Here is a 22,041-nt window from a genome sequence, read left to right as displayed (position 1 = left end):
GATTTTATGTTTTTAAGAAATCAAACATTAGCAGTTCAGGTTGGTCCTTATCAAATTGGTGGTAATAATAATGTAATTTTACAATCAATGACAACCACTAAAACTCATAATATTAAAGCAACTTTAGAACAAATTGAGCAACTTGCAAATGAGGGTTGCCAACTTGTAAGAGTTGCTGTTTTGGGAATTAATGACGCTGAGGCTTTACAAGAACTAGTACAAAAATCACAATTACCAATTGTTGCAGATATCCACTTTAATTATAAATTTGCGCTAATGGCCGCAGATGCAGGAGTTGCAAAAATTAGAATTAATCCTGGAAATATTGGGATAAAGGAAAATACCATTGCTGTGGTGGAAAAATGTCGCGAAAAGAAAATTCCAATTCGAATTGGTATTAACTCTGGAAGTTTGCCAAAGCAAATTGTTGCTAAATTAGGTTGAACAGCCCAAGCCATGGTTGAATCATTAAGTGAACACATTAAAATATTAGAGGAAATGAATTTTAAAGATATTATATATTCACTAAAAGCAACCGACCCCTTAATGGCGATTGAAGCTTACCAACTAGCGGCTCAGCGCTGAAATTACCCCTCTCACTTAGGAATAACTGAGGCTGGAAGCCTTCTCAACGGGGCTATTAAATCTAGTTTTGGATTAGGACACTTGCTAATGCAAGGCCTAGGTAATACAATTAGAATCAGCTTAAGCGAAGATCCTGTAAGTGAGATAAAGGTTTGCAAAAGACTATTAAATGCTTTGGGTTTGTTTTCTAACATTGTTGAGGTCATTGCTTGCCCCACCTGCGGAAGAATTGAATATGATATGAATCCAGTCGTTAAGGAAATCGAGGACTTCGTTGAACCACTCCAATTTCCCTTTAAGGTTGCTATTTTAGGATGTATTGTTAATGGTCCTGGAGAAGCAAGTCATGCTGATGTTGGAATTGCTGGGGGCAATAAAGGCGGTATTATATTTAAAAAGGGTAAGATTTATAAAACTGTTAGCCAAGATCAATTGGTGCCCGAATTAAAAAAGATTATTTTGGAAGCATTTGAAGAATTTAAAAAATCTTAGTCTGTTGAAATGACTAAGATTTTTTTGTGACTTTCATAAATCATTGTAAAAGTCAGTTTTTGAAATTTTAAAATCGCAATTCTCTCAGATACTCACGACGTAACAGAGCTGTTAATATCGGCTTGAAGAATGTAATTTGAAATTTGATAATTACTAGGGATTCCCTTTAAAAGATCTTGATTAACTATAATTTCATTATCAAGTCATTTTAAAATTTCTATTAATTTTAGATGGTTTTTTTGGCATACATCCTTATTCTCTAAATTTTCTATTAGAAAATCTTTATATTCTGCATTTTCAGAGAGCTGTTGATCTAGTGCGAAGAACATTGTTTTTGAAATTGCTTCTACTAATTGGTTCACTAAACTCTCACCAAATAGTAATGGCTCCTTTAAAATAAATAAGTCTCCTTGAATAATTTTATTTCTTTTGTTTAATTTTGCTGACATTTCCAAAAGCTCTAAATATTGTGAGATGTCAATTTCTAAACTAATTTTTTGATCTGCTAAGTATTTTCAAAAATCGACAGCAACTCGATTATCGATTTGACAGTCTTCATCTAAAAAATGGTGATTGTCAAAAATTTTAGCTATTTCTGGGTTTCTTAATTTTAGCAAGAGAAGTCCTCCTTAGTAAAAAGCTCAATTTTGAATTCATCTTTTCAAATTTTTAACGGTTCTAATTTAATTATGTTTTCCTTCAAAGAAATTTCGTTATTTTTTCTATCGGCAAAATCAGCGCTACCAAATCACGGTTCAATACAAATATAGTCCGCTTTATTTTCTTCTGATCACAATAGGCAAACTGGGTAACCCTTTAAATTTAGTTTAAAACTTTTATTTTTATCACTATATGTGACAAAATCACTTTGAAGATTTTGATTTCAATAAAATTGCGATCCGGAAAAATTTATATCTTTAATTTCGACCTTGTCAAAAGCAAATTTCTCCTTTGGATTTCTATTTAAATAAAGCATGTTAGTATTATCTGTATAGAATAACTCAGGGGTTGAAAATTCCAATCAACCATTTTGTTCAACCAAAAAAGCTGGATGATATCCAAAACTGAAATACATATTTTCACTTGATAAATTTTTAACTTCAAAATTTGTTATTACAGTGTTCTCTACAATTTTAAATGTAAATACGATTTCAAATTCGAATGGATAAATTTCAAGAAATCTTTGGTTACTTTGAGTTGCAAACTTAACCATGTCATCAGTTTCAAAAATGATGTTTCATTCTTTTAAATCTCTAAAAAATCCGTGACGATTTAATTTATAGATTTTTCCATTGTGAGAAAAACTATTATTGATTAGTGTTCCACAAATCGGAAATAGGAATGGTCAATTTTTTTGTCAACTGTTGGTATGTTGATATGTAAATTCCTCGCCCCTTAATTTTAAACTTCTAATTTCCATTGTTGTGGTGTCAATTATTAAATTAATATTATTTGCATTCAAGTTATACATTTTTATTCTCCTTTTTTAACAATTCTTTGTTCTAACTTATTAATCAGCGATTTGCGCTCTAAAGTCTTCATTGTTAAATTTGCCTCATTAATATTTTTATAATTATTTAAAACTTTATCAATTGTAAAATAAAACATTAAAATCATTAATAAGCTTAAACCGACCATACTTGCAATAACAACATTTCAAACATCGCTGTATGTATTTTTTAAAGCGTCAATTTGTGGATTTATCATTAAGCTACTTATGGAGTTATCATAATTAAAAATTCCCGCGTGATTATTTTGTAGAGTTTTGAAAACCCCATCACAAATATAAATCGCTAAAATTCCTGCCGAACCAACGATTCCTGTTACTGGTATGTTTACTGCTCGGTAGTTCCACATTACTGAAAGAGCAAAAAGTCCATAGAAAACTTGGGCAATTGCCAAGGTAATAATGAATTGGAATATTAAAATCAGTAAAGGTATTTTGGTGAAACAAATAATTGACAATGAAATTGAAATCACAAGCAGACTTGTCATAAAGTGATATTTATAGCCAATTTGAGGAACTATATATCTATATATTCAATATCCAAGTAAAATTTGAGGAATGTAATGAGATATTCGTATTATTCTCAAATACAAAAAAGTTTGTGAGCTGGAGTTCTGTTTGTTGCTCAGTAACAATAGTTTTAAATACTCTTCTAAAAAAATACCCCCTGAAATTTCTGAAATGATCATAATCATAAAAGTGAAAAAACTCAAGTAAACTAAATAAATTATTTTAAATTGTCCTAACTCATTTCTAATTTCAATTGAAAAGTTTCCAACAAGATTTTTGTTTTCCTTTTTGATAAAAGATAGACCTAGCGAACAAGACACCATAATGATCGCAATTATAATTGCGATCGTCTCAATTTTTTTGTTATAAAATAAATCTGAAAAACTTACTAAATAACTCGCTAAGTAATTTCCAAACAACATAACAACGCAGACGGTAATTGTTGAACCAATTGGATTTAATCGGTAATAGGTTTGCTCATTTACAATTAAATAATGAATTGTGTTTGCAGAAAGTGAAAAACCAGTGAGTATTAGTGTTAAATATAAGAGAAGGTAATTTATTTGATCTAAAATTTTTAAATTAATTACTAAAAAAATAATAGACAATAGCATTGTAATATTTGCGATTCAAAACCATAAACGACGATTTTTAATTTTGCCTGTAATAAAAGTTGCTAGTGGTTTAAAAATTATTGCCATAAAATTAATTCCAAAAAATAATAAAATCGCAAATGGTAAGCTCTTTTTAAAAATTCCGTTTGGCTGTAAATAATTTGTGATTACACCAATTATCAATCCGACTCCAAATCAAAAGGCAAAAATTTCTAAGTAAATTAGTTTAGTTTTGAAACTTGATTTCTCCTTAACAAGCATAAAAAAAATTGAGATTAAGGAGAAAACAATTAAAATGGGATTTAAAATTAGTAAATCTCAGTTGTTTAACATTAACTTCAACTCTTTCTACTTTTTCTACATTTCATCTATAATATCAACTGCGATAAGTTTTAAAGCATTTGATAAGGTTTGATAAACTCCTTTTGTCAAGGCAACTCTTTGACTTGATAATTTTGGATGTTCTATGTCAATTATTTTAAATTCAGAGTAATACGAGTGGAATTGCTTTGTAAGTGTTTGGATATAGTCACAAATAATATGTGGTAAACGCTCTTTTGCTGCATAATCAACATTTTTGGCAAATCGATCTAAAGTTAGTAACAATTGGACTTCCTTTTCTTCTGTTAATAAATCAAAATCTTTTGTTACTTCAAGAATGTTTTGCTCTTTTGCTTGCTGAATTACTTTATTACTTCGAGCAGTTGCATACTGGGCATAGTATACCGGGTTTGAGCTATTCTTTTTGGTAACAATATCCAAATCAAAATCCATATGACTTGAAGGAGTTTTTGATGCTAGCATATATCGTAGACTATTTTTTCCGACAAGCTCTAATAAATCAATTAGTCAGATGGCTGTCCCTTTTCGTTTCGACATCTTATATTCTTTACCATCTTTAACAAGTCTTACCATTTGAATCATATCAATATCAAGACAATTTTCTGGTGCTCCTAAAAGTGATAATCCCGCACGCATTCTAACAATATAACCGTGGTGGTCACCTCCTCAAAAGTTTATTAACTTATCTGCTTTAGAGCGACGTAGTCTCTCCTCGTGGGTTGCCAAATCAGGGGTAATATATGTATAATCACCTGTTGACTTCACAAGTACGCGATCTTTATCATCTTGAAATGCTGTTGTTTTTAGTCATACAGCTCCATCTTTTTCATAGGTTGCATCCATATTTTTATAGTTCTCAAGTAATTTTTCAATTCTTTTTTCATCGTACATTGCTTTTTCAGAACTAAAGTGTTCGATTTCAACACCAAAATCAACTAATTGCTTTTTAATAATTTTCATGAAGAACTCAGTTGATTTCTCTTTGAAAATTTTCATAACCTTTTCGTCGCATATTTCTTTATCTTTATATTCAATATTTTTAAACTGATCACCATATTGAGCCACAAATTCTTTTGCAACTATTTCATATGCTTCCCCAGAATAAGAGTCCTCTGGTAACTCTGCTGATATTCCCAACTCACGTAAATAATGGACAAATACTGTAATTGCTAAAATATTTATCTGATTACCTGCGTCGTTAGTGTAATATTCTGTTTGAACTTTGTAACCATTGAACTTCAAAATTCTGGCAACAGCATCACCAATTGTTCCATTTCTAGCATGTCCTACATGAAGATAGCCGGTTGGGTTTGCTGAAACAATCTCCAAATTATATGTGAAATTTTTAGGTTCCCCAGCTCCGTATTGATCTTTTTTGGCTAATGCTTCCTCTAGAATTAAAGCAATTTCTTTATGTTTTAATTTTATATTAATAAACCCTGGTCCGGCAACTTCAATCGCCTCAAATTTTTTTGTAGCAATTAGCTTATCAGCAATGATAGTTGCGATTTCACGAGGGTTTTTTCCTAAACTCTTTGCGGCAACCATTGCAACATTAGTTGCAAAATGACCGTTAGAATCATTTCTTGGAATTTCAATTATTGGATCAAAATCCAATTTTATTTCCTTTAAAATTTTTTTTATTTCGTTTGTGACATTGTTTAAGTTTTTGCTCATTTTTTTAACCTCTTCTTTTAATTTATTGATGTTTTTTTTGAATTTCTAGCTTGATCTTCAAAATTACTTGGTGTATAAAGTTTAGATTCTAATTCTTTTAAATTCTTATACAATTTTAGTGATATTTTTTTCTCGTCTTCAACTTGTTTGCGTATTTCTTTTAGAGCTCGATTATTTTTAGTTAATTGGTAATGATAATGAGCAATTTTTTTATACTGTCTTACCATATTATAAACAACATAAAAAACAAAGTAGCATATAAATAATAACAAGAATGTTGGAACTATTACTATTAAAAAAATATCTGAAACTAAATTTATAAAACCAAATGATGTTCCTGGATTTAAATTACTCAAAGACAAATTGCTCATAAATTCCGCAGTTTTAATTCCCAATGGGGCATTAAAAACAAAGTTTAGTAATCTAAGTAATATTGAAAAAATTAATAGTCCAAGTAATATTGAAAAATTTACTATTAAGCCAACAGTCATTTTTTTAAAAGAGCGATAAACTTTAGAACGTTTTAAAATTTCAGCCCCTGAATCTGATGTTTGATTAAAAACCGATTTAGTTTCTTCAGAAAAATTAATTTTATAGGCGTTTTTACTTGGAGTTTGAGAATTTAGATTCGTTCCAGATGGATTTGGGTTATCAAAGCTCTTCGCATAAAAGGCTGCATCTGTTATTTCTGAAATGTCTTCTCTCTTGATTTCTAAGTTGAGTTTTTTGTCTACTAGGAGATTTGGTGATATTGTACGAGTATTATTTAAGTCTGAATTCAAATCAGCGATAAATCTAGATTTTTCTCCCTCCAAAATTTCTTCATCTTCTTGTGTTACATCCAAAGAGATATCTATAGGTCTAATGACTTTATTTGTTTCTTTGTTGAAGGTAATTGTAGCGGTTTTTTGATTTAATCCAATCAAAGTCTCATCTTCTTCGGCTGAAAAATCTACTTTTGTTTTATCTGGTTGTAGCCGTTTGGGAATAAATTCAGTCGTTGGTAACTCAGCAACAACTTTTAAGTTAGCAATTGTTTCATCAATAATTGCTGGTCTATTAAGATTTGGGTTATCTGTAAGGGGTGGTTTTGGTTGTGAAGAAATGTTATCAATTTGTTGGGCTTGGCGACGTGACTTATCAATACTTATTTCTTGTAATTCTGAACTATTGACTAATAAAGTCTTTTGATTAATTAAATTTTTGATTTCAAAAAAAATTTCACTTTTACCAATATCAGAATCTATTACCTTGCGTTCAAGCAAGACATAATTTTCATTCCGATAAATTACTACCATTCCAATTTTAAATTCCATTATATTTCACCCTTTATAATTAAGTATATATTAACTCAACAAGTTTTTGTAAGTTTTGTATAAAAAAACCATTTTATTTAAAAATGGTTTAGTTTATTGAAATTTTAAATTTTCATTATATCTTCTTCTTTGATTTTGGTAGCATTATCTAATTTAGTGATTGTCTCATCAGTCAATTTTTGAATTTTAGTTTCCAAGTCTTTAACTAAATCTTCTGAAATTTCTTTTGACTTTTTTGCCTTATCCATTGCATCGCGACGCTCATTGCGGACTCTAATTTTGAAAGCTTCCAATTCAGATTTTAGTTTTTTAACTAAATCCTTGCGAATCTCTTCGGTTAAAGCTGGAATATTAATTCTAATTAAATCAGCTTCGCTTAATGGGTTCAACCCAAGGTTAGCCTTATTAATACCAGCAACAATATTGCTAATTTGTGAGCGATCAAATGGCTTTATCACTAATTGCTGTGGTTCAGGGGCTGAAATTTGGGCAGTTTGGTTAATTGGGGTTGGGGTCCCATATGAATCAACCATTACCGATGATAACATCGATGCATTGGCTCTACCTGTGCGAATTTTTTTGATATATTCATTGTAAGCATCAACAATTTTTGTCATTGCTTCTTTAGTGTTTTCTAAAATAATTTGGTTCATTGTTTTTCTCCTTTTATTGAATGGTTGTTGAGTCTAAATCCCCATGTGCCATTTTGATGATATTGTTTTCACCATTCATATCAAATACTTCTATTTTTAGTTTTGCATCAGCTGATAGAGTTGCTGAAGTTAAATCCATAACTCGAAGTTTTTTTTCAGCAACTTCTCGATGAGTTAGTGTTTTTAAAAAATTGGCTTTTGGATTAGTTCTTGGGTCATCATCATAAACCCCTTTTACACCATTTTTAGCCATTAACAGGGCATCGGCTTTGATTTCAATTGCTCTAATGCTAGCTCCAGTATCTGTTGTAAAGTAACTAAATCCTGTTCCACCAGTAAATATTAAAATATAGCCATTGTTTAATTTGTCGCGAGCTTCACGATAATTATAAGGGGTTGTGACGGTCTTGATTTCCAGTGCCGAATAAACTCTAACTTTTTCATAACCAAGACTTTTGATTGTAGCTTCTAACGCCAAACCATTCATGATTGTGGCCATCATTCCCATATAATCTCCGTTTATACGATCCATTCCTAAATTACTTGATAAATTACCCCTTCAAATATTTCCGCCTCCAACTACTACTCCAATTTGTAGTCCTTCGCGAACCAAAGTAATAATTTGTCTTGCTACATCTTGTACTTTTTCTTGGTCATAAATATCTTGACCCTTTAGTGCTTCACCACTAATTTTTAGCAGAACTCTCTTGTATTTTAAACTCATATTTTACCTCTTTTGATTATTATATCAAAAACAAACTCTATTGCTTACTAATACTTTGATATTTATGCCTTAAAGGCTCCAAACTAACACAAATAAGTGGTACACTTATTAGAAATAGTAAATAATCGACCATTGAGTTTATTGAATTAAAAACCAGCGAATAATTTCACGCTCCAAAACCTGGTCAACTCATACTAGATCAAAATAACACTCCAGCAATTACTCGTGAAAAGTAGACTCACGCCATTGGGATTGTTATAAAAATAATGAAATCAAGAAATTTTAATTTACTTAAATTATTTTCTGAATTTGGTTTCAAAATTGCTGCTAATGTAATCCCAATTGGTGGGATGCAATAATCAAAAAGAAATTGTGGAACACTTACAATGAAGGTACCTGGAAATAATCACTCAAATCCTCCACAAAGAATTGAACAGAAAAAGACTTTAACTCAATCACATAAATAAGCCAAAAAAAATAACGGAATAAATTTAATGGTAATTGTTATAAAAAATGGAAGTTGGGGAATTAATGAGGCAATAAAACCCAAACAAAAATAAAGCGCAAATGTCATGGCGATAAAAATGTAATCAAAAATTACTCATTTATATATTCTCAATGACAGTAACCTTGTTTTTTTGGGATCCAAAATAAGTAGCCTGGCAAAAATTACGAAGTCAAACGTTAAAACCGAGAAGTACAAAAGTTGGGCCTTATAGGAGTGCTCAAATTTCAACACTATAATTGTTTTGATTATGACATTGTGAAGCAAAAATAGATTTAACAATATCATGACCATCAAAATAAGTATGAATTCGCCTTTAATTGGGTTTCCAAATAGTTTTTGGGTTTTTATTCCAACAATTGTGGAAATAGTCAGCGATGCTCCAATTAGTGCTAAACTACAAAAAAAAGTTCAAATTAAATCACCAGGTTTAAATATTTTTAATTTCGGGGACAAAGAATCATTATTTAATTCCAGCAAATTAATCAACCCCTAAGCAATAATATTTTAACAAAATAAAGAAAATAATTTAAAGTATTTTATAAGTTTTTAAAAGCAAAAGCCTCTTAGTATAGTGACACTATACTAAGAGGCTTTAAGAAAAAAATTAATCTTCATTTTTTTCTGGTTTTGGTTTTTTAATTGGTTTTGGTTTTTCGCTTGTTTCACCCTGAACTGAAGGTTTTGGTTTTGAAACCGGTTTTTTTTCTGGTTTTGGCTCAGCTTCAGCTTTTTTAGAAACTTCTTGATTCAATGCTACTTCAACTTTAACTTCTTCTGTTAAAGGCTTTGCATTGGCTAACATTTGAGTATTTGCAGCATCAACATCATCTAGAACCTTAGATACTTTTTCTAAAATTACATCATGCCCGGTTAGTTTAGCATTGCTTAAAACAAATAGTCCAACAACGCTTGTTTTCTTAAATACAAGGGTTCTAAATTTTGTTCGCCCTTGACGATAAATTATAACAGCCTTTTTAGCCTCTTCATCATCAACAACTGCAACAATTTTACTATATGGTAAATTTTCACCAATCATTTCGAATCGATTTTCACTAAATCCAACTCCAAATAAATGAGTTCATATAAGCAAGATAGTGAATGTTGAGATTACAACAGCAAGACCCGGGAAGGCCATTGCATAAATAATTACATTATTTGCTAAATCTGCTTTTAAATCATCTGGACCAAAAATTGCTCTTGCATTTGTAAAAAAAACTATTACTAATGAACCAATTATTATCCCCAATGTTGTTAGGGAAATAATAGTTGAGAAAAGGTATTTATTTACATAAAATTCCTTCAAATTAGATTTTTTAAATTTATAAAAATAATATAAAAACATCCCAAGTAAAAATGCAGAGATGGCAACAATTACTACTCCCAATACTAAAGCTGAGTTGTTATCTAATATTCCGCTTTCAGGAATGAAACTTGCAAATAAATTCATTAATTTAACCTTTTAATTGAGCCGCAACTTCTGCTGCAAAGTCTGTTACAACTTTCTCAATTCCCTCTCCAACTTCAAAGCGAATCATTTTTAGTAATTTTGATTTTTTAGATTCAATAAATTTTCCAACTTTAAATTTATCATCAACAACATAATCTTGTTCTAGTAAACTTACTTCAGCTAGACGCTTGTTTAATTTTCCTTGAATCATACTTTGTTTTACATTTTCTGGTTTATTACCAAAATCTGTTGTTTCTTCAATAACTTTTAATTCTTGTTTTTTAAAGTCTTCTGGAACTTCATTTGATGACATATATTTTGGAGACATTGCCGCAACGTGCATTGCCAAATTATAGGCATCATCTTGGCTGATTGGCCCTTCAAAACTTAATAGAACCGAAATTCTTTTATTAGCATGATTGTAAATTGCAGTAGTATTTTTATCTTTAGCCACTACATCAAAACGACGAAATTCAATCTTTTCTCCAATTGTTGAAGTCAATTCAATCATTTCTTCTTTAATTGTACGTGAATTCACTTTAACTTCTAAAGCCTCTTCAGTATTTTTGGCTGATGATTTTAACAATGCTTCACCAACCGCATTAATTGCAGTTAGGAATTTATCATTTTGGGCAACAAAATCTGTTTCTGAATTTACTTCAAAAATAATTGCTTGTTTATCATTTTCCTTAGCAAATGTTATTCCCTCAGCAGCAACGCGATCAGATTTTTTTGCTGCTTTAGCTAGTCCGTTTTCGCGAAGTCACATAATTGCATCATCAATTACACCATTGGTTGCTTCCAAGGCTTTTTTACAATCCATCATTCCGGCACTAGTAATTTCACGAAGTTCTTTTATTAATTGTGGGGTAACTGTACTCATTTTTATTTCCTCCTACTCGCTTGGTTTTTCTGTTTTTGGTTTGTAAGCTGGTCTATCACCATTAAATTGTTCACCCTCAGGTTTTCTATCGAAACGAGGTTTTGGACGATATTCTCCACTACCTTGATTGCGGTCATTGTTGAAACGACCCGGTCCACGGCGTTCTCCCTCAACAAATTCTTTTTTAGGGGCAACAAATTTTAAAGTTGTTGGTTGCATTTTTACTTTGGCTGCATCAGCTCAAATTTCAACAATATGGTTTGTAATAATATTTACAGCCTCTGGCAAATCATCATTTGCTGGGATCACAAAGTCAACCATATCAGGATCAATATTTGTATCACAAATTGCTATAACAGGGATTCTTAATTTACGCGCTTCTTTAACAGCGATTTCGTCAGTTTTAGGATCTACTACAAACATTGCTGCTGGTAGTTTATGCATTTGCTTAATTCCACCTAAAGTTTTTTCTAATTTATCTTTTTCTTTTTTAATTAGAACTTGCTCTTTTTTTGGTCTTAAAGCTAGTCGACCTGTTTTTTCTTCGTTTTCAATGTCTCATAGAGCTTTTATACGCAATGAAATTGTTTTCATATTTGTAAGAGTTCCACCAAGTCATCTTTGGTTAACAAAAAAGTTTCCACTTCGAACAGCCGCATCTTTTACTGCTGCTTTACCAGATCTTTTAGTTCCAACAAAAATAATTTTTTCACCTTTTAAACCGATGTTTGTTACAAGTTTTTTAACATCCTCAAGTCTTCATAGAGTTTGTTGCAAATCAATAATATGATTTTTATTTTTGGCACCATAAATGTATGGTTTCATTTTTGGGTTTCATCTTTTAGTTTGGTGTCCATATTGGGCCCCAGCCTCTCAAAGTTGTTCCCTTGTTAGTTCTTTTGACATATTTAAATGTTCCTTTCGTTAAGCTTCCATTAAGTTCGAACACCTACCACTAATTTAATTAGCACTCGACAGATGAATCCGTTAATGTGATTAAATACCTTTAGATACAAATCTATATAATTATAACCGAAATGACTGTTTAGAGGCAAGTAAATTATAATTTGTTTGATTTTTTAAAATTAAAGGGTTATTTTGAATAATAAAAAACCCTATTTAAATAGGGTTTTTTATTAAACGATAATCTGAGGTTTTTTATTATATAATTCCTGAGTTTTGCTTTTAATGTTATAAAATTTGTTAAATAATTTTAAAATTTGGTTAACAATCGGACCCGTTAGGAAAATAAAAAATATTGTTCCAAACGAAAGATAATTAATCAAAAAGTTGAGTTTAATCGTTGCATCTCAATTAACAATAATTAAAATTAATACTCCTGGAACTATTAGCAAGAAATCCCATAACACTCTTGAGGCTTGATAAGACATTTTAGTTAGTTTTCTAGATTCTTCAGCAATTGAATTATAAACTCCTGGCATTATTGAGCAATAAACCATTAGAGCGATGGAAATACAATAAGTTAAAAAAGCTATTACAAAGATTCAAATTCTTAAATAATTAGCCGCCTTTTCACTTAAGTTAGCATAAATTGCATCTGTTATGTATAAAAACTGCATTTGCACACCCAAAGGAATAATAAACAAAGAAATGATATCCCCAATAACAAATAAGATATATCAATAAATTTTTTCTACATTTTTATTTTTCTTAAAATCCAGGGCAGTGTTTATTGCTCCCATAATAACTGTTATTACCATCATTACTACATACATCAATAATAAATAGGTGGAATATTGCCCTAAAGCATTTGTAATAGAACCAGCGCCGTCAATTTTTGAATTACTAAATACACCTAAGAATGCAAAAATTGTAAAATCGATTTGACTAGCACCAACCATTGTGGGCGTATATAAGGCAATTGCTAACGTAAATAAGTATCACCCAACTACAAATATTCCAAAACGATATAATAAAATTTTTCATTCAATTACGATTAATTGCTTAAAATTACTTGCAAATTTCTTCATATTAAATTTTCTCCATTAGTTTATCTATTTTATTAGAAGCTAATAACTCAAGATTTTCTGTAATCTTTTTAATATCTCAATCTCATCAAGCGATTTGATTTAATTTTTTAATAGTTTTCTTATTATAACGAAATCTGATTATTTTGGCTGGATTGCCTCCAACAATGGCATAATCTGGAACATCTTTTGTCACAAGAGCATTAGTACCAATAACCGCCCCATTGCCGATTTTTACACCCGGCATAATTGTTGAATTGTAACCAAATCAGACATCATGGCCAACAATAATATCTCCTTTATTGGAAATAAATGATTCTTGTTGTTCTCAACCACTACCCATTATACTAAAAGGATAGGTTGAAATTCTGTTTAAACCATGGTTGGCACCCTTCATAATAAACTTTGTTTTATAGCCAATTTGGCAAAATTTACCAATAATCAACTTGTCCCCAACAAAGGGAAAGTGATATAAGATATTTTCGTTTTGAAAATTAACTAAATCTTGTTGTGACTTTAAAGATGAGTAATAGGTATAATCTCCAATTTCAATATTGGGATTGGTAATATAAATTTTTAAAAAATCTGTTCCTAAATATTTATTTAATGGTTCATTAGGATTGGGACCAAATTGTTTTTTAACTTCCACAAAATAACCTCCATAAATTAAAAACTCACCAAGTTTAAAATGGTGAGTTTTATAAATTATTTAAGATCAACAGAAGCTCCCGCTGCCATTAATTCTTCTTTCATTTTTTCTGCATCTTCAACTTTTACGTTTTCTTTAATAGTTACTGGTAATTCACCATCAACTAATTTTTTAGCATCCATTAGTCCTAAACCAGTTAATTCTTTAACTACTTTAATTACTTGTACTTTTTGTGCTCCTGCATTTGTTAATAAAACATTAACTTCTGTTGGTGCTGCTGCGGCTGCTCCACCTGCTGCTGGTGCTGCAACTGCTGCTGCTGCAACTACACCGAAGTGGTCTTCGATTGCTTTAACTAAATCGTTTAATTCAGCTAATTTCATTTCTTCTAAAGCTTTGATAATATCATCTTTTGTGATTGCCATATTTTTTTTCTCCTTTTTTCATAATTAATTGATAAGCTATTGTACTTTTAGTGCTTTATTCTGCTCTGGTTTTTGCGATTTCTTTTGTTAATAACATGAACTGACGCAATGGGTAAATCAGTGATGATGCAAACATTGAGTAAAGTTCTTCTTTTGAAGGTAATGATGCAAGTTCATTTACACCAACAGTATCTAGTACTTGTCCTTCATAGATTCCAGCTTTTAATTTTAGTTCTGGGAATTTTTTGCTAAATTCATCTACTAATTTAGCTGGAGCAATTGATTCTTCATTTGAAAAAATATAAACATTTTGTCCTGTTAAGTACGGGTTTAACCCTTCAATTTTTAATTCCTCAGCAGCTCTTGAAAATAATGAATCTTTATAAACTTTAATAAAGATATTTCTTTCAAGTGCCACTTTTCTCATTTCAGTAATTTGAGCAACGCTAATTTTTTTGTATTCAGCAATTACCATTCCTTGTTGGTTTTTTAAACGATCAACAATTTCTTTAACAACTTCATTCTTTTTAGCATGAGCTGGTCTTGACATTTTTTCCACTTTTAGTTTCCTCCAATCTAATTTTGCAAAAGAAAACCTCGGCAAGAACCGAGGCAAAATAAAAAACAATTTATGTTTTCATTCCTCGGCAACAAATTAAGGGTTTCCCCAGTTGCTTTCTTTGGTACGAATAGCAATAATATATTATCACAAAATCTCTTTATTTTTTAATAAATTAATTAAAATTTAGCTAGTTTGACCAGTGACTTAGTGTAAATCTCTAGCATCATTTCCAATTCTGAAACCTTTATCGATTCATTATAAGAATGCATCGAAGAATTTTCTAAATCAAATTCAGCTCCAAAGGCAACAACATTTGGCATTGCTTTGGCAAAAGTTCCTCCACCAATTGCTGCGGGAGTGGCTTTCAAGTCACCGGTTACCTCTTGATAAACGCTCATAATTTTTTTGACCAGTTCACTATCTTTGCTCATATAAACACGGGGTTCTATCGCTTTGGTTGCATAGTTAAAACCATTTTTTTTACAAAAATCGTTAAAAATATTAATAATTTGTTCTTCAACATTACAATGAACCGGAATACGAAAATTAAAGGTTAGTCGCTGGCTTTGATTGTTAAACTCAAAAATACCAATATTTGCTGTTAGTTTTCCTGATTCATCGGTTAAGTCACCAAAAAATCGCTCCATTTGGAAATTTTGATGACATTGATTTGCGATAAAATCACTTCAAGCATCTTTAATACCATTTTCAAACATTGCTTTGAAAAGTCAAGTCCCTGCGTTTATTCCTCGCTCTGGCAAACTACCATGCGCTGACTTGCCCTTAACAACAAGAAAGTCATTTTCTCAGGCTGTAGAAATTTTGTGTTTTTTTAAATATTCGCTAATTTCTTTTTGTTTAGGACCTTTATATTTTACAATATCATTAACAACATTGTAAGCGTCTCCACCAAGCACTTCGTAGTTTATAGGGTTGTTAGCGCTAATATCACAATCTAAAATTCATTTCTCTGCATAAACTAGAGGGAACTGACCGTCAGGGGTATAACCAATATCTGCAATTTGTTCATTGGCAATGTAGCTTTGCATACACTCCCAAGTGGTTTCCTCAGAGAGACCAAAAACTAGTCTAATTTTATAATCTGGAATAAAATTGTTATCCATTAAATATTTCACAGCAAAAATGTTCATTATGGTTGGGCCTTTATCATCAAGTGAACCACGGCCAAACAAAACCCCATCACTTATGGTTGGTACAAATGGGGGCGCTATTCATTCTTCCAAATTTCCTGGAGGAACAACATCTAAGTGACAAAGAATTGCTAACAGTTTTTCCCCCTCCCCATAATCAGCATAGCCATATTTGAAGTCTTTTCCTATTTTAGTTTTGAATCCTAAATCTTGGCATGTTTTTATAATGAAATCCAAAACTTTTTTTACTCCCGGGCCAAATGGCGCATCCAATTCAGATTTTTGTAAATAAGATGGGATGGCAATACAGTCTTGAAGAACCTTTAAGGCTTTCGGGAAATATTCAGTCTTTAATTTACTGTTGTCAATTTTCATAAACGTTACTCCTTTTTATAGTTCTTCTCAATTATTTGGGTTTGGACCAAGACGTAGTTCTGGACCTAAATCATTAATTTTTTTGATTTCTTCTTCTGTTAATTCAAAAAACCCTAAATTGGCGTTTTCTTCAATTCTTGAAAAAGTGACTGATTTTGGAATTATTATTATTCCACGTTGTCAAGCTCATTTTAGTGCAACTTGTGCGGGAGTAGCATTATATTTTTTTGAAATTTCTTGAATATAAGGAACTTTATCAATTTCTCCACGCATAATTGTTTGTCATGAAGTTATTGCAATTCCTTTTTTTTGACAATAATCAGTTAGGGCAACGCAGGGCAATTGCGGGTGTAATTCTACTTGATTAACCGCTGGAATAACCGAAGTTGTAGTTAATAACTCTTCTAGATGTTCTTCCAAAAAGTTTGAAACCCCGATTGCATGAATACGTTTATTTTTGTATTCCTCTTCAAGCACGAGATAAGCATCTCTTCAATTTGGTGCAAACCAATGCAATAAGCATAAATCTAAATATTCAATTTCCAATTCATCCAAAATTCTTTGAAATGCGATTTTGGCATCACGAAAGTCTGTAATTCATATTTTTGAAGTTATGAAAATTTCATTTCTAGGAATTCCTGACTCTTTTATTGCTTGAGCAACAATTTTATGATTCTTGTAAATTTGAGCTGTATCTAGATTACGATAACCTAATTTTAAGGCAAAAATAATTGCATCCTTTGTAATAGTTTCATCTGTCATTTTATATGTTCCTAAACCAATTTGTGGCATTTTTACACCATTATTTAAAATAATGTCATTTTTAAGTATTTTATTCATTTGAAAATCTCCTTTGGTGGTTATTGTTAAATTCCTCGAGCCTTGCAAATGGTGTCATAAGCTGAATTTATTTTCGCCATCTTCTCTTTTGCATAGACCGACTTGTTAACATCTGGGTGATATTCTTTGGCTAATCTTAGATAAGTTTTTTTTAAGTCGCGGTCGCTAATTTTTTCATTAACATCCATAATTTTGTAAGCTTTTTCAAGTTCTGATGGCTCAGCTTTTTGATTTCCTCAGTTTGACTGATTGTTTCTGTTTGCATTACTTTGATTAAACGAACTAGATCCATTAAAGTTCCTTTGAAAGCGACCAAATAAATCTTCAATCATTTTGCTGATTTCACGGGTTGCGTTTAATGTAACTTCTCGACATCTTTGTTCGCAATAGTTGTTGATTATTTTTTTACTATCATTGATAACTTGATCAAAACTATTAACTCCAAAAATTAAATTACAATCAAGACCCAATTCCCGAGCAATATAAGCTGGCATGATTTTTTCTGTAAAATTTTTTAAAAATAACTCCGAAGTTTTATCTAAGTAATCATTGTAATACTTTATATAAGCGGCATTCTTAAGTTTTATTGGACTACTAATTTGAATCTCATCAAATTTTGATAATAAAACGCTTTCGTTTGTAGACCAGTTTAAAAATAAGTCTTCAAAACAATTATAAATTAATTCTAATATTTTAACAGTTTTTTGACGATCCTGAGTTTTGGTCATCAAAAATTTTTCGGTTTCATGAAAATCACTATTGAAAGGAAAGTTTTTGAAAAACTCTTCGAAATCAAAGTAGTAAATTTTGATTGGTTGGTTTCGTTTTTTTGCTTTCATATTTTTGCGAAACAATCTCCCAAAAGAAGTGTTCCGGTTTTTTCAACTAGCCCTCAAAAAAGCAAAAATAAAAAGTGCAATTGCTATTAAAAACAACATCCCAAAAAAAGAACCAATTAAAGATAATAATCAAGTCATGTTGCTCCACCTTTATGATATTATAACCTATTTTAAAATAAAAAAAGAACCCATTTATAAAATTAATCAGTCCTGCTTGACTATATTTAACTTTACTTGGTATTCTTTTAAAAAATATATTTTTAGTTTTTTGCTTCAGCTGGAATTACAACAGCTCGTGTACGGTCTTTTCCAAATTTTTGGTATCTAACTGTACCCGATACTAAAGCAAACAAAGTGTCATCTCCACCGCGCCCAACATTTTGACCTGGATGGATTTTAGTCCCACGTTGTCTAAAAATAATTGATCCTGCATTAGCAAATTGACCATCAGCTTTTTTAGCTCCTAAACGTTTTGATTCAGAATCTCTTCCGTTTCTTGTTGACCCTACTCCTTTTTTAGAAGCAAAGAACTGTAAACTTAATAAAAAACGCATATTAACTTACCTCCTGTATATTTATATTTTTTGGATATTGCAAATAAATACTTTCTAATTGAATATGTAAAAATTGACAAGCAACTTGGATTTCCTCATTACTTAAATTATTAATCAATATTTTGACTTTATTTTCACTAACAACTAATTCGACAAAATTACTAAAAATTTTATCGAAAGCATTTAAAGCTCCTCCGATGATTGCTGAAACTCCAGCACAAACCAAATCTTGTCCATAAGGACCGCTTTGAGCATGCCCTGAAATTACAAAGCTTTGATAATGTGAGTTCGTTTTTTTAATTTTAACCTCAATCATAATTATTATTCTGCTGAATCGTTTTGATTTTGAGCAGCTTTTGAAGAACCTCCGGCTTGAATAGAATCAATTTTAACCTTTGTGAACGGTTGACGGTGACCATAAACTTTATTTACGTTCTTTTTAGGGTGGTATCTAACAACACGTAATTTTTTTTCTTTACCTTGTTTTACAACTGTACCCTTAACTGAAGCGCCATTTAAAAATGGAGCTCCAACCTTGTCATCAACCATTAGAATTTCACTAAAAGTTACAACTGATCCTTCTTCGCCTAAGATTTTTTCAATATAAATTTCATCACCGGGTTGAACTTTTATTTGTTTTCCCCCTGTTTTTAAAATTGCAAACATTTATAAAATCTCCTTAAGTATAGACTCGCCTTGTACGTGAGTTAAAAACTTCTTTATTACGCACAAAAGAGCGGTTGAAACTAACAACCTCATTAATTATATACATATATTGTTTTTAATACAATAAAAGTCTTGAAATAAAAGGATGTTTTGAAAAAATAGTTTTAATAAAAATTGGCTGTTTATTTACCAATTTTTCAAAATTATATTTAAAAGTAAAGTTAACGTTTATGCTGATTCAATTACAAATTATCTATTTAAAGGCAAAATAAAAACCCAATTAATAAAAATTGGGTTTTTGCTCTAATAATTGATAATGTTAAAGTTCTAAGATATATTTTTAGAGTTATCCTTATTGATTTCATTCTCGATCTCCAAAATAATGCTTTGTAATTCTTTTTCTGGAGGCGCATCAATAATTTGGCGGCTTTTTGTATCTAAATTTTGGCGTTTTTCTTTTTTTGAGAGTACTCTATTTCCTGAATCTTTTTCGTAAAATTCCTTTACAATTTCGAATGCGTTTTTCTCAATTCTAGTTGATTCTCAACTAACGTTATTTCTAGCTAGACCAAAGCTGTTTCTAATTGAAATCACTTCTTTTCTAACGCTTTTAAATAAATCGTTTCAAATTGATTGTGATTGAAAATCATAATTTGGATCTCCTAATTTAATTAAGGCATTTTTAATTTGAAGATGGGCTTCACTATTAAAGTTTTTGTACTTTAAATAAATAAAAGAGCCAATAAAAATTAAAAAACCTATAAAAACAAGAACTGCAAGAGTAATTCAAATTGCCATAAAAATACCTCATTCTTAAATAATTATAATATGAAAAATGGTAAAATATTGAATAATTTTAACTTCCAGCACTGTGAAGTTTTTTAAAGTGACCTGGTTTACTAATTAATTCATCATAAGTCCCACTTTGAACAATTCCTTGTCCACTACCTAAAACAAAAATTTGGTCAGAGTTTTTGATTGTGCTCAAACGGTGGGCAATTGAAATCGTAGTTTTACCAACCATAATTTTTTCTAACTCTTTTTGAATTTCTTTTTCAACAATATTATCTAGGGCACTGGTTGCTTCATCCAGAATTAAAACCTGGGGATCTTTTAAAATCATACGAGCGATTACAAGGCGTTGTTTTTGCCCTCCCGACATAATAAATCCGCGTTCACCCAAAATTGTCTGGTAACCATTAACTCAAGTCTGGACTAAATCATGTAAATTAGCTTTTTTACAAGCTTCAATTACTTCCTCATCAGTGGCTGAAAAGTTTCCATATCTGACATTATACATTACATCGCCATACAAAATTTTTGGTTCTTGTTCGACATAACCAACATGACTCAAATAACTTGATAAATTTAGTGATTTTAAATTTTGGCCGTTTACAATTATCTCTCCACTTGTGGGATCATAAAATCTTAATAAAAGTTTTGAAATGGTTGATTTCCCACTTCCAGTTTCACCAACAAAAGCATAGCTTTTACCCTTTTCCAGTACTAATTGAGTTTTTGGTAAAATAACAATTCCTGGTTTTTCTGGATATTCAAAAACAACATCTTTGAATATGATATTACCCTCAATACTTTTAACTTCGGGAGCAAATTCATTTATTTCCAAAGTAGAATCAACTTTAATAAGCTCTACTACTCTTCGCGTTGATGCTGTTGCGCGAGCCATTCCTGGAATCAATCCTGTTAGAGTATAAATTGGTCATGCCAACGTGTTTATTCCGGTTATTAATGACGGTAAAATTCTGATAATTTGGTCAGCTCCATTTTCGGCATTTCGATAAATTAAGATTGCTGAAGTTATAGCAATTAAAGTTAAAGATAAGGCACTCATTATGATAATTGTTATTGTTGTGGCCTGAACTGAGTTTAGTTTTCGATTAGACAAGTAATAGTCTTCATTAATCATTTTTAATCGTTTTTGTTCATACTTTTCTGTTCCTGATGCTTTAATAAGTGCAATTGCGCCGATTCGGTCTGTTGAGTCTCCGTTCACTTCTGTCACTTTCTTACGAACTCTCTCAGTTTCATTTGATTGTGCATTAAAAGTAAAAATTACTATAACCATAAAGATTAAAGTACAAACCAGGGCAACAATAGCAGTTGGTCAGTCAACTATTATTAAAGAAATTGCTGAACCAATAAAAATAATTGGAATACTAATTAGGTTTGCTGGTGTTAGTTGGGCCTCATCTCCTAGAACTTGGGTGTCATTAATTAGCTTTGTCATAATTTCACCAATTTTTTTATCTGAATAGTATCCGATATTCATGTTAATTAAATTTGACAAGACCGCATTTCTTGCATCCATCTCAATTTTACGGCCTAACATTCCTCCGAATTTTTCTCTAACTCAGGTCGCAATTGCTGCAATAATAAGAGTAATGAAGGCGATTGTTAATCACCAGTATCAATTAAGACCAGTATCTGATGATTGAGAAGTTGTTCCTCCAAATTCAAACATTACTTGACTTACAAGCTGTGAAATAATATAAGTCATCGAAACAATTGCAACAGATGAAATTATTAATGCTATGATTATTGCTAAAGATTTTCAAAAATATCGTCCATAAAAAATCGTAACTAATTTAAAGAAACCAATTCGACGATCTTTAATGCTTTTCATTAAGGCTAGTGCCGACTGTTTTGATTCTTCTGGAGTCTCTAAATACTCATTCACATCAGTAAATGACTTTCTTTTCTTTTCCATTTTTTT

At 30.8% G+C, this 22,041-nt stretch carries 24 protein-coding genes and 2 other annotated features; of the genes, 1 reads left to right on the top strand and 23 read right to left on the bottom strand.

Translation table 4 applies throughout. From position 1 onward, the window contains the following. Positions 1–6: 6 nt before the first annotated feature. Positions 7–1,077, top strand: coding sequence for a flavodoxin-dependent (E)-4-hydroxy-3-methylbut-2-enyl-diphosphate synthase (gene ispG / locus SSABA_RS01220; RefSeq protein ID WP_025250777.1), 1,071 nt, complete (start codon positions 7–9; stop codon positions 1,075–1,077). Here ispG and SSABA_RS01215 read toward each other — a convergent pair. The 23 genes from SSABA_RS01215 to SSABA_RS01100 form a co-directional block, all read right to left on the bottom strand. Continuing rightward, the gene (locus tag SSABA_RS01215; RefSeq protein WP_025250776.1) at positions 1,074–1,694 is read right to left on the bottom strand and encodes a hypothetical protein; all 621 of its coding nucleotides are present in this window, start codon (positions 1,692–1,694) and stop codon (positions 1,074–1,076) included. The two genes, ispG and SSABA_RS01215, sit on opposite strands and share 4 nt — an antisense overlap. Beyond that, on the bottom strand, positions 1,688–2,548 hold the full coding sequence (locus SSABA_RS01210; RefSeq protein ID WP_025250775.1) for an aldose epimerase family protein: 861 nt from the start codon (positions 2,546–2,548) through the stop codon (positions 1,688–1,690). The genes SSABA_RS01215 and SSABA_RS01210 overlap by 7 nt, the downstream gene beginning before the upstream one ends. A 2-nt stretch (positions 2,549–2,550) precedes the next feature. Next, positions 2,551–4,041, bottom strand: coding sequence for an MFS cation transporter (locus SSABA_RS01205; protein WP_025250774.1), 1,491 nt, complete (start codon positions 4,039–4,041; stop codon positions 2,551–2,553). A 24-nt stretch (positions 4,042–4,065) separates the two neighbouring features. Beyond that, entirely contained in the window at positions 4,066–5,727 is a 1,662-nt protein-coding gene (gene argS, locus SSABA_RS01200; RefSeq protein WP_025250773.1) for an arginine--tRNA ligase, read from the bottom strand. 17 nt (positions 5,728–5,744) lie between these two features. After that, positions 5,745–7,043, bottom strand: coding sequence for a hypothetical protein (locus SSABA_RS01195; protein ID WP_025250772.1), 1,299 nt, complete (start codon positions 7,041–7,043; stop codon positions 5,745–5,747). A 104-nt stretch (positions 7,044–7,147) separates the two neighbouring features. Beyond that, entirely contained in the window at positions 7,148–7,696 is a 549-nt protein-coding gene (frr, locus tag SSABA_RS01190; protein WP_025250771.1) for a ribosome recycling factor, read from the bottom strand. A 13-nt stretch (positions 7,697–7,709) separates the two neighbouring features. Next, positions 7,710–8,420: a UMP kinase gene (gene pyrH, locus SSABA_RS01185; protein ID WP_025250770.1), complete on the bottom strand. Its 711-nt coding sequence runs from the start codon at positions 8,418–8,420 to the stop codon at positions 7,710–7,712. A gap of 37 nt (positions 8,421–8,457) precedes the next feature. Further along, complete coding sequence (locus tag SSABA_RS05100; RefSeq protein ID WP_148293469.1) at positions 8,458–9,405, bottom strand: energy-coupled thiamine transporter ThiT; 948 nt, start codon at positions 9,403–9,405, stop codon at positions 8,458–8,460. A 127-nt stretch (positions 9,406–9,532) separates the two neighbouring features. Then, a complete protein-coding gene (locus SSABA_RS01170; protein ID WP_025250767.1) occupies positions 9,533–10,375 on the bottom strand; it encodes a hypothetical protein in 843 nt (280 codons plus the stop codon). A gap of 4 nt (positions 10,376–10,379) precedes the next feature. Next, positions 10,380–11,258 (bottom strand): translation elongation factor Ts, encoded by an 879-nt coding sequence (gene tsf / locus SSABA_RS01165; RefSeq protein ID WP_025250766.1) that lies wholly within the window; start codon positions 11,256–11,258, stop codon positions 10,380–10,382. A gap of 12 nt (positions 11,259–11,270) precedes the next feature. Next, positions 11,271–12,164 carry a 30S ribosomal protein S2 gene (rpsB, locus tag SSABA_RS01160; RefSeq protein WP_025250765.1) on the bottom strand — a complete coding sequence of 298 codons (894 nt, stop codon included), beginning with the start codon at positions 12,162–12,164 and terminating at the stop codon, positions 11,271–11,273. A 230-nt stretch (positions 12,165–12,394) separates the two neighbouring features. After that, positions 12,395–13,249 (bottom strand): SPE_1075/MLC_0560 family membrane protein, encoded by an 855-nt coding sequence (locus SSABA_RS04915; RefSeq protein WP_025250764.1) that lies wholly within the window; start codon positions 13,247–13,249, stop codon positions 12,395–12,397. 1 nt (position 13,250) lies between these two features. Beyond that, positions 13,251–13,895: a CatB-related O-acetyltransferase gene (locus SSABA_RS01150; protein ID WP_025250763.1), complete on the bottom strand. Its 645-nt coding sequence runs from the start codon at positions 13,893–13,895 to the stop codon at positions 13,251–13,253. 56 nt (positions 13,896–13,951) lie between these two features. Then, positions 13,952–14,320: a 50S ribosomal protein L7/L12 gene (gene rplL, locus SSABA_RS01145; RefSeq protein WP_025250762.1), complete on the bottom strand. Its 369-nt coding sequence runs from the start codon at positions 14,318–14,320 to the stop codon at positions 13,952–13,954. A 55-nt stretch (positions 14,321–14,375) separates the two neighbouring features. Further along, positions 14,376–14,870: a 50S ribosomal protein L10 gene (rplJ, locus tag SSABA_RS01140; protein WP_025250761.1), complete on the bottom strand. Its 495-nt coding sequence runs from the start codon at positions 14,868–14,870 to the stop codon at positions 14,376–14,378. A gap of 30 nt (positions 14,871–14,900) precedes the next feature. After that, positions 14,901–15,022: a sequence feature (ribosomal protein L10 leader region), on the bottom strand. Between the two features lie 36 nt (positions 15,023–15,058). Next, positions 15,059–16,408, bottom strand: a complete 1,350-nt coding sequence (locus SSABA_RS01135) for a Sapep family Mn(2+)-dependent dipeptidase (RefSeq protein ID WP_025250760.1) — start codon at positions 16,406–16,408, stop codon at positions 15,059–15,061. Positions 16,409–16,423: 15 nt separating this feature from the next. Further along, complete coding sequence (locus SSABA_RS01130; RefSeq protein ID WP_025250759.1) at positions 16,424–17,248, bottom strand: aldo/keto reductase; 825 nt, start codon at positions 17,246–17,248, stop codon at positions 16,424–16,426. Between the two features lie 26 nt (positions 17,249–17,274). Next, positions 17,275–18,225, bottom strand: a complete 951-nt coding sequence (locus tag SSABA_RS05175; protein ID WP_025250758.1) for a J domain-containing protein — start codon at positions 18,223–18,225, stop codon at positions 17,275–17,277. A gap of 122 nt (positions 18,226–18,347) precedes the next feature. After that, positions 18,348–18,641, bottom strand: coding sequence for a 50S ribosomal protein L27 (gene rpmA / locus SSABA_RS01120; protein WP_025250757.1), 294 nt, complete (start codon positions 18,639–18,641; stop codon positions 18,348–18,350). A 1-nt stretch (position 18,642) separates the two neighbouring features. Beyond that, positions 18,643–18,957: a ribosomal-processing cysteine protease Prp gene (locus SSABA_RS01115; RefSeq protein WP_025250756.1), complete on the bottom strand. Its 315-nt coding sequence runs from the start codon at positions 18,955–18,957 to the stop codon at positions 18,643–18,645. A 5-nt stretch (positions 18,958–18,962) separates the two neighbouring features. Beyond that, entirely contained in the window at positions 18,963–19,307 is a 345-nt protein-coding gene (rplU, locus tag SSABA_RS01110) for a 50S ribosomal protein L21 (RefSeq protein ID WP_025250755.1), read from the bottom strand. Positions 19,308–19,318: 11 nt separating this feature from the next. After that, positions 19,319–19,393: a sequence feature (ribosomal protein L21 leader region), on the bottom strand. Between the two features lie 241 nt (positions 19,394–19,634). Next, positions 19,635–20,105, bottom strand: a complete 471-nt coding sequence (locus SSABA_RS01105) for a hypothetical protein (RefSeq protein ID WP_025250754.1) — start codon at positions 20,103–20,105, stop codon at positions 19,635–19,637. Positions 20,106–20,163: 58 nt separating this feature from the next. Continuing rightward, positions 20,164–22,035 (bottom strand): ABC transporter ATP-binding protein, encoded by a 1,872-nt coding sequence (locus tag SSABA_RS01100; protein ID WP_025250753.1) that lies wholly within the window; start codon positions 22,033–22,035, stop codon positions 20,164–20,166. Between the last annotated feature and the right edge of the window lie 6 nt (positions 22,036–22,041).

This window comes from Spiroplasma sabaudiense Ar-1343, assembly GCF_000565215.1.
GTDB classification, from domain to species: domain Bacteria; phylum Bacillota_I; class Bacilli_A; order Mycoplasmatales; family Mycoplasmataceae; genus Spiroplasma_B; species Spiroplasma_B sabaudiense.
The sequence above is the reverse complement of the archived record's forward strand: the minus strand, read 5'-3'. Positions and strand labels throughout refer to the sequence as shown.